At 73.1% G+C, this 8524-nt stretch carries 8 protein-coding genes; all 8 read left to right on the top strand.

Annotation, left to right across the window (positions count from 1 at the left end; translation table 11 throughout):
• Positions 1–131 precede the first annotated feature (131 nt).
• The 8 genes from LN037_RS17025 (at position 132) to LN037_RS17060 (ending at position 8210) form a co-directional block, all read left to right on the top strand.
• The gene (locus tag LN037_RS17025; protein ID WP_230754711.1) at positions 132–1268 is read left to right on the top strand and encodes a TerC family protein; all 1137 of its coding nucleotides are present in this window, start codon (positions 132–134) and stop codon (positions 1266–1268) included.
• Positions 1269–1377: 109 nt separating this feature from the next.
• On the top strand, positions 1378–1860 hold the full coding sequence (locus tag LN037_RS17030; RefSeq protein ID WP_230754713.1) for a DUF309 domain-containing protein: 483 nt from the start codon (positions 1378–1380) through the stop codon (positions 1858–1860).
• Positions 1861–1928: 68 nt separating this feature from the next.
• Positions 1929–2468: a type 1 glutamine amidotransferase domain-containing protein gene (locus tag LN037_RS17035; RefSeq protein ID WP_230754715.1), complete on the top strand. Its 540-nt coding sequence runs from the start codon at positions 1929–1931 to the stop codon at positions 2466–2468.
• Positions 2469–2517: 49 nt separating this feature from the next.
• The gene (locus LN037_RS17040) at positions 2518–3864 is read left to right on the top strand and encodes a lyase family protein (RefSeq protein ID WP_230754717.1); all 1347 of its coding nucleotides are present in this window, start codon (positions 2518–2520) and stop codon (positions 3862–3864) included.
• Positions 3861–4256 carry a 4-carboxymuconolactone decarboxylase gene (gene pcaC / locus LN037_RS17045; protein WP_230754719.1) on the top strand — a complete coding sequence of 132 codons (396 nt, stop codon included), beginning with the start codon at positions 3861–3863 and terminating at the stop codon, positions 4254–4256. Before LN037_RS17040 ends, pcaC begins: the two co-directional genes overlap by 4 nt.
• Positions 4257–4332: 76 nt before the next feature.
• Positions 4333–4974: a hypothetical protein gene (locus LN037_RS17050; protein ID WP_230754720.1), complete on the top strand. Its 642-nt coding sequence runs from the start codon at positions 4333–4335 to the stop codon at positions 4972–4974.
• A gap of 158 nt (positions 4975–5132) precedes the next feature.
• Positions 5133–7052 (top strand): MFS transporter, encoded by a 1920-nt coding sequence (locus LN037_RS17055; RefSeq protein WP_230754739.1) that lies wholly within the window; start codon positions 5133–5135, stop codon positions 7050–7052.
• A gap of 78 nt (positions 7053–7130) precedes the next feature.
• Positions 7131–8210, top strand: coding sequence for a DUF1275 family protein (locus LN037_RS17060; RefSeq protein WP_230754722.1), 1080 nt, complete (start codon positions 7131–7133; stop codon positions 8208–8210).
• The last annotated feature ends 314 nt before the right edge of the window (positions 8211–8524 follow it).

An 8524-nucleotide genomic window follows, 5' to 3' on the forward strand; every position in this document is an offset into this window, starting at 1 on the left:
CGGCGACGCGTCGCTCGCGGCAGAGTTCCCCTCGTCGGGTGGCGTGGCGGGCCTCACGGGGTAAAGGGAACTCAAAGGCTTCCCCATGTCGTTGGACGGGGGAATCGACAGTTGGCCGGTAGGAGGCTGAGGTGACCGTCCCGTTCTGGGTCTGGGCTGCGACGGTCGGCGGCATCGCCGTCCTCGTGGCCATCGACATCTGGCACGCCCGATCACCGCACGAGGTCAGCTTCCGCGAGGCCACCCTGTGGTCGGTCATCTACATCGTGGTGGCGCTGCTCTTCGGCGTCGGTGTGTGGATCTTCATGGGCTCGCAGTCGGGCGTCGAGTACATCTCGGGCTGGCTGGTCGAGAAGAGCCTCTCGGTCGACAACCTCTTCATCTTCGCGGTGATCCTGGCCCAGTTCGCGGTGCCGAAGCGGCACCAGCAGAAGGTGCTGCTCTGGGGCGTGATCGGCGCGCTGGTGATGCGCGCGATCTTCATCCTCATCGGCGCCGCCGTGATCAACGCGTTCAGCTTCGCGTTCGTCATCTTCGGCGCGTTCCTGCTCTACACCGCCTACGGCCTCGTGCGCTCGCACGGTGACGAGCCCAAGGACATGAGCGACAACGTCGCCGTGCGCCTGACGCGGAAGCTCGTGACCGTCCACGAGGAGGACACGAAGCCGGGCGACAAGCACGACGGCCAGCTCTGGCGCAAGGTCGGCGGCAAGCTCGGCGTCACACCGCTGTTCATCACCGTCGCGGTGATCCTGTCGGTCGACCTCGTCTTCGCGCTCGACTCGATCCCCGCGATCTTCGGCATCACGCAGAACGCGTACATCGTGTTCACGGCCAACGCCTTCGCGCTGCTGGGCCTGCGCGCCCTGTACTTCCTGCTGGTGGGGCTGCTGGAGCGCCTGGTCCACCTGTCCTACGGACTGGCGTTCATCCTGGCCTTCATCGGCGTGAAGCTGATCCTCCACTGGCTCCACGTCGACATCAACCCGGCCATCCCCGAGGTGCCGACCCCGCTGTCGCTGGCGGTGATCCTCGTGACGCTGACCGTCGTGACCATCACCAGCCTCTACACCACGCGGGGCCTGCCGCCGAAGCAGGACACCGAGGCCTCGTCCTCGGGTCCGGACGACCACGACGACTCCTCCGCCACCCCGGCCGCCGGGGTCTCGGAGCAGGGGACCTCGACGAACGGGACGTCGGCGAACGGGAGCTCGACGGGGTCGGCCGCCCCCGCGGAGGCACCGGCCGACGCCTCGCGTCGGAGCTGACCGCCCGCACGCCACCACCGGGCCGTCCGTCACGGGAGACCGTGACGGGCGGCCCGGTCGTGCGTCGGGGGTCGGGTGGCGTGCCGCCGGGCGTGTCACGGTGGAGGGCGTGACCTCACGCGCCGAACGCGACCGAGACGAGACGGGGCGGGCCCGCAACGCCCGACCCCGTGACGCCGCCGGGCGCCCCCTGCCGCCCGGGGCGGCGGGCGTCGAGCGGGTCGACGAGGACGTCGTCCTGCCGCCCGACGAGGCCCTGCGCGAGGCCCAGCGCCTGCTCGACGGCGGGTTCCCGTTCCACGCCCACGAGGTGCTCGAGGGCGCGTGGAAGTCCGGGGCCGACGACGAGCGGGCCTTCTGGCAGGGGCTCGCGCAGCTCGCGGTGGGCCTGACCCATGCCCAGCGCGGCAACCGCCGGGGTGCGGTGTCCCTGCTGCGGCGCGGGGCCGACAACCTCGGGTCGGGGGCGTCGGTGGCCGGGCGCCACGGGGTAGACGCCGAGGGCGTCGTCGCCTGGGCGCAGACGCGCGCGGACGCCGTCGAGGCCGGTGGGGAGCTCGACGTCGGGACGCCACCGCGCCTCGTGCGCTGACCGTTTCGGCCGCGACGGGTCGGGGGCAACCGCCGTCGGGACGAACGATCTTCGACGAGGGAGCCCGAATGGCGAACGAACTCTCCGGCAAGCGCGTCGCGATCCTCGCGGCCAGCGGCGTGGAGCAGGTCGAGCTGGAGCAGCCGCGCAAGGCGGCCGACGACGCGGGCGCGACCACGACGCTGATCTCGGTGGACACCGGTGAGATCCAGGCGATGAACGGCGACATCAACCCCGGCGACACGTTCTCCGTGGACCGCGCCATCGCCGACGTCTCGGCCGACGACTTCGACGCCCTGATCCTGCCCGGCGGCACGTGCAACCCGGACACCCTGCGGCAGAACGGCGACGTCATCGCCTTCGTCCAGGCCGTCGCCGGGGCGGGCAAGCCGATCGCCGCGATCTGCCACGCGCCGTGGACGCTCGTCGAGGCCGACCTCGTGCGCGGCAAGCGCCTGACCTCGTTCCCGAGCCTGCGGACCGACATCCGCAACGCCGGCGGGGACGTCGTCGACGAGCAGGTCGTGGTGGACCAGGGCCTGATCACCAGCCGCAACCCGGACGACCTCGACGCGTTCTGCGCGACGATCGTCAAGGAGTTCGCCTGAGCGGAAGAGCTCTGGCGGGCCGGGAGGGCGCGGGCGGCATGATGCGCGCGTGACCGCTCCCGGCCTGTTCGACGCGATCCTCGCCCGCGGGGGCGCCCGTGAGGCCGTCTCCGACGGGGCCTGGCTGGCCGCGCTGCTCGAGACCGAGGCCGCCCTCGCCGCCGCCACCGCGGACGCCGGGGCGCTGGCACGGTCGACGGCCGACACGATCGCGCGGGCCTGCGTGGTCGGGCGGATCGACGCCGAGGCGGTCGCGGTCGACGCCGCCGCCTCGGGGAACCCGGTGGTGCCGCTGGTCGCGGCGCTGCGCGTCGCGTTGCGGGCCGACGGCGAGGACGAGGCGGCCGCCGCGGTGCACCGGGGGGCCACCAGCCAGGACGTGATGGACACGGCCTCGATGCTGGTGGCATCGCGGGCCGTCGCCGCGCTGTCGACCGATCTGGCCGCCGCGGCCGACGCGGCCGCGCGCCTGGCGCGGACGCACCGCGACACCCCCGCCGCCGGGCGCACGCTGCTGCAGCAGGCGGCGCCGGTGACCGTCGGACTCCGGGCCGCGGGCTGGTCCTCGGGACTCGACGACGCCGTCGCGGCCCTGCGCGCGTGGCGACCCACCGTCCAGCTCGGCGGGGCCGTCGGCACGCTCGCGGCCTTCGCCGGCGACGGCCGGGCGGTGCGGGCGGCGCTCGCCGGCCGGCTCGGGCTCGCCGAGCCCGTGCTCGCGTGGCACACCGAGCGCGGCCGCGTCGCCGAGCTCGCCGGGCTCCTGGGCCGGGCCGGGGCGGCGGTCGGGTCGGTGGCGACCGACCTCGTGCTGCTCGCCCAGACCGAGGTCGCCGAGGTCCGCGAGGACGTCCCCGGCCGGGGCGGGTCCTCCACGCTGCCCCACAAGCGCAACCCGGTGGGCGCGGTCTCCGCCCGGGCCGCCGCCGTGGCCGTGCCCGGCCTGGTCTCCGCCGTGCTCACGGCCGCGTCCGGGCACGAGTACGAACGCGCCGCCGGTCCGTGGCACGCCGAGTGGGCCCCGCTGCGCGAACTCCTCCGGACGACGGGATCGGGGGCGGCCTGGCTGGCGGACTCGCTCGGCCACCTGGTGGTGGAGCCCGACGCGGTCGCGGACGCCCTCGACGTCACCGGCGGCCTGCTGCTCGCCGAGAACGTCACCACCGTGCTGCGCGGCCGGGTGGCCGACCCGAAGACGCTCGTCACCGACGCGGCCACCACCGCGCTCGACTCCGGCCGCCCGTTCGCCGAGGTGCTCGCCGATGCCCTCGACGGCACCGACGTCACCCGCGCCGAGATCGACGCCGCGCTCGACCCGTCGTCGCACACGGGGGAGTCCGCTGCCCTCGTGGACGCGTTCCTGACCGCCCGCTCGTCCCAGGAGGACCCCGCGTGACCCCCCACCTCGACCCCGCCGACCTCGACCCCGCCGGCCTCGCCACCCGCCGCGAGGTGCTCGGTGACGAGCACGTCGACCGCGCGATCGCGAACGCCGACGGGACCACCGCGGACTTCCAGGCGTTCATCACCCGCTACGCGTGGGACGGCGTGTGGAACCGGCCGGGACTCGACCGGCGCCAGCGCAGCATCGTCACTCTCTCGGTGCTCGCCGCGCTCCACCACGACGGCGAGCTCGCGATGCACGTCCGTGCGGCGGTCCGGAACGGCCTCACCCGCGAGGAGATCCGCGAGGTGCTCCTGCAGGTCGGGGTCTACGCGGGCGTCCCGGCCGCGAACCGGGCGTTCGGGGTGGCGCAGAAGGTGCTGGCGGAGATCCCCGAGGACTGACCCGGTGCTCCTGGCGCGCTCCCGCGGGACCTCCCGATACCGTGGGAGCCCGGGCGGTGCGGTCGAGGGGACGAAGGTGCGGGGACGATTTCTGCGGGTCGCGCTGGCGGCGGCCCTGGTGGTGCTCGCGGCGGCCTGCTCGTCCGGCGAGCAGCTCGCGACGCCGCCGATCCCGACGTTCCCGGGGCCGGGGGCCGCGGCCCCGGCCAGCGCGCCGCCGTCCCGGTCGACGCTCGTGCCGACCGACTGCAACCAGATCCTGTCGAAGGACGACCTGCCCAACCTGCTCGGCCTACCGCTGGGCACGGTCGACGTGCGCTCGCTGCGGGACGTGCCCGCGCCCTCGGTGGGTCGTCTCGAGCGGGTGACCTGCACGTACACCTCCACCGGCGGCCCGGGCGCCGCGCCCCAGGGCGCGCAGGTGCTCAAGCTCCTGACCAGCGGTTACAGCACCGCCGAGGCGGCGCTCGCGCAGGTCGCGGTGAACAACCAGGTGCTCCAGGGCGAGGGCATCACCGGCGTCCCCACCCCGATCGGCGCGGCGCAGGGAACGTTCTTCTCCGACCCCGACGGGCCGATCCTCGTCGTCGCCTACCGCCAGGTGACGGTGAGCCTGACGCTGACGCGCGGCGGCGCGATGTCCGCCGACCAGCAGCGGTCGTTGCTCGTCGACCTCGCGCAGCGCGTGCTGCCGGTGCTGGTGCCCGCCGGCTCCTGAGCCCCGCGACCGCCGCCGTCGACGCGACGGCGGGGTCCTGCGCGCGTACAGTCTATTTGCATAGGCTAACGACAGGGGGCTGCGGCGTGTCGACCGATCGCTACAAGTGGGTGGCGCTGTCCAACACCACCCTCGGCGTGCTGATCGTGACGATCAACATGTCGATCCTGCTCATCGCGCTGCCGGACATCTTCCGCGGGATCGACATCGACCCGCTCGCGCCGTCGAACATCAGCTACCTGCTGTGGCTGATCATGGGCTACCTCGTGGTGACGGCGGTCCTCGTCGTCAGCTTCGGGCGCATCGGCGACATGTACGGCCGCACCCGGATGTACAACCTCGGGTTCGCGGTGTTCACGGTCTTCTCGGTCCTGCTCGCCGTCACGTGGCTGCACGGGGACGCGGGCGCGATCTGGCTGATCGTGATGCGGGTGCTGCAGGGCATCGGCGGGGCGCTGCTGCTGGCCAACTCGACGGCGATCCTCACCGATGCGTTCCCCACCCACCAGCGCGGCCTGGCGCTCGGCATCAACTCGGTCGCCGCGATCGCCGGGTCGTTCATCGGCCTGATCGTCGGCGGGGTCCTCGCGCCGATCGCCTGGCACCTCGTGTTCGTGGTGAGCGTGCCGATCGGCGTGTTCGGCACGATCTGGGCCTACCTCAAGCTCCGCGAGGTGGGGGAGCGCCACGAGGCGCGGATCGACTGGTGGGGCAACGTCACCTTCGCCGTCGGCCTCATCGCGGTGCTGATGGGCATCACCTACGGCATCCAGCCCTACGGCGGGCACGTGATGGGCTGGACCTCGCCGCTGGTGCTGGTCTGCCTCGTCGGCGGCGTCGTGGTCCTCGCGGCCTTCGCGGTGATCGAGACGCGGGTCGCCGAGCCGATGTTCCACCTGTCGTTGTTCCGCATCCGGGCGTTCACCGCCGGCAACATCGCGAGCCTGCTCGCCGCCCTCGGCCGCGGCGGCCTGCAGTTCATCCTCATCATCTGGCTGCAGGGCATCTGGCTGCCCCAGCACGGCTACGACTACGAGTCGACGCCGCTGTGGGCCGGCATATACATGGTGCCGCTGACCATCGGGTTCCTCGTCGCCGGACCGGTCTCCGGCATCCTGTCCGACCGCCACGGCGCCCGCGCGTACGCGACGGTCGGCATGTTGGGCGCCGCGGTGAGCTTCCTGCTGCTCTCGTTCCTGCCGGTCGACTTCGGCTACGTGGGCTTCGCGATCATCCTCGCGGTCAACGGGCTGTCGATGGGGCTGTTCTCGTCGCCGAACCGGGCGGCGATCATGAACAGCGTCCCGCCGCGTCAGCGCGGTGCGGCCGCGGGCATGACCTCGACCTTCCAGAACGGTGCGACCGTCCTGTCCATCGGCATCTTCTTCTCGATGCTGATCCTCGGCCTCTCCCGCACCCTGCCGACGGCCCTGCACGACGGCCTCGTGGCGCACGGCGTGCCCGCCGACGCCGCACAGCGCATCGCCGAGCTCCCGCCGGTGTCGACCCTCTTCGCCGCCCTGCTCGGCTACAACCCGATGCAGACCCTCCTCGGCCCGCAGGTGCTCGCCCAGGTCGGGCCGCAGCAGGCCGGGTTCCTCACCGGCCGGTCGTTCTTCCCGCAGCTGATCAGCGGTCCCTTCGCCGACGGCCTCACCTTCGCCCTGTCCTTCGCCGCGCTGTGCTGCGTCGTCGCCGCCCTCGCGTCGCTGCTGCGGGGCGGGAAGTACGCGTACGTCGAGCCGGCCGCGCTCGAGGCGGCCCAGCCGGGCTTCGACGACGGCGACGGGGCGCTCGTGGGCGCGCCGACCGGCGGGCGGGTGCTGCGGGGCCGGGTGACCGGCCCGGACGACGAGCCCGCACCCGCCGTCGTGACCCTCGTGGACCACGCCGGGCGGCAGGCGGGCCGGGCGGTGGCGGACGCGGAGGGCCGCTTCCGGATCGAGCCGCCGCGGGCCGGGGAGTTCCTCGTCATCGCGAGCCCGCGGGACACCGGGCACGTCGCCGCGCCGCGCGCCACGCAGGTGTCGGTGCACGGCGGAGCGGTCGACGTGGACCTCGTGCTGGGCCGCCGCTGACCGATTCGTCCGGATCATGAACTTCCTCACGGGCGATCGTTCATGTGCCCGTCATGGTTGGACGCAATCATGTAGATCATGACCGGATTCGACCAACCGGAACGCCGGCCTGGGCTGCTCAGCGCGGTGACGATCGTCCTGACGGCCGCAGCCGGGGCGATCGACGTCGTCACGTTCTTCGCCTTCAACGAGGTCTTCGCGTCGACGATGACCGGCAACCTCGTCCTGCTCGGCCTCGGGCTGGGGCAGGGCGACTGGTTCCAGGCGCTGGACAACGTGGTCGCGATCTCGGGGTACTGCGGCGGGCTGGTGGTCGGCACGATCATCTGCGGGGTGGCGATGCGCCGGCTGCCGTGGCGCAACGCGGTGGGGGTCGCGCTCACGGCCGAACTCGCGCTCCTGCTCGCGGTCGGCGCGTACTTCTACACCGTCGACGACGATGGGTCGCTCGGCCAGCTCCGGGTGGTGGTGCTCGTCCTCGGCGCCGGGCTCGCGATGGGCATCCAGGCCGCGGCGATGCGCTACGTCGGCCCGGCCGGCACGCCGACGAGCTTCCTGTCGGGCACGGTGACGAACTGGGTGTCGAGCCTGGTCGAGCTGCACAAGCCGTTCACCTGGAACTGGAACTCGCCGCTGCGGATCCTGATCATGGTCGTGGCCGCCGCCGGGAACGCCGTGGTCGCCCGGGAGCTCCCGGATCTCGCCTTCGCCGTGCCGGTGCTGCTCGTGGCGCTGGCCATCGGGCTGATGGCGCTCGTGACGCGCGCGAACCACGGTGGGCTGGTGGCCGGTGAGCCGGAGTTCGCGCCCGACCCGCGGACCGAGGTGCCCGACGCGGAGACCACCGCCGAGGAGCACCACGTGGTCGACGAGCAGCCCGCGGACGGCATCGGGCGGCTGACCGGCCGGGTGGTCGACGACCGGGGCGGGCCGAGTGCCGCGGCGGTCACGCTGGTCGACATGGCGGGGCAGCAGGTCGCTCGTGTGCACACCGAGGGCGACGGCCGGTTCGAGCTGCGGCCGCCCGAGACGGGGGAGTTCGTCCTCATCTGCACGCCGCACGGGGTGGACGGCGGCGCTGCTCGGCCCCGCGCGGTCGTCGTGACGGTGGAGGCGGACTCGGTCGAGCACGACGTGGTGTTGAGCGGGACGAGGTAGCCGGCCGGGGGCGGTCTTGTTGTGGTCTGCGCCGGCGCCCTCATGCCTTGTCGCGGCCCGCGTCGCCGCCCCTTCCGCCTTGTCGTGGCGACTCACAACGACAGGGTGGGGCGGGCTCGGCTGCTGGCCGCGACAGGGCACTCGTCATGCCGCGATCGCGGCGTGCGGCGCAGCGTGGACGGCCCGAGTGAACCGCCCCGGGCCTGGGTGAGGCTGGGCGTCAGGCCGCGGCGGCCTGCCGGGTTATCGCGGCAGTGTAATGGGCTTCCCATTCAACCGGCGGCAGGTATCCGACCGACGAATGAAGGCGTTCG

This window comes from Actinomycetospora soli, from assembly GCF_021026295.1.
GTDB lineage: Bacteria > Actinomycetota > Actinomycetes > Mycobacteriales > Pseudonocardiaceae > Actinomycetospora > Actinomycetospora soli.

Coding starts and splice junctions, on each gene's coding strand:
- LN037_RS17035 (WP_230754715.1), top strand. CDS start 1,929: ATGGCGAACGAACTCTCCGGCAAGCGCGTCGCGATCCTCGCGGCCAGC.
- LN037_RS17055 (WP_230754739.1), top strand. CDS start 5,133: ATGTCGATCCTGCTCATCGCGCTGCCGGACATCTTCCGCGGGATCGAC.
- LN037_RS17060 (WP_230754722.1), top strand. CDS start 7,131: ATGACCGGATTCGACCAACCGGAACGCCGGCCTGGGCTGCTCAGCGCG.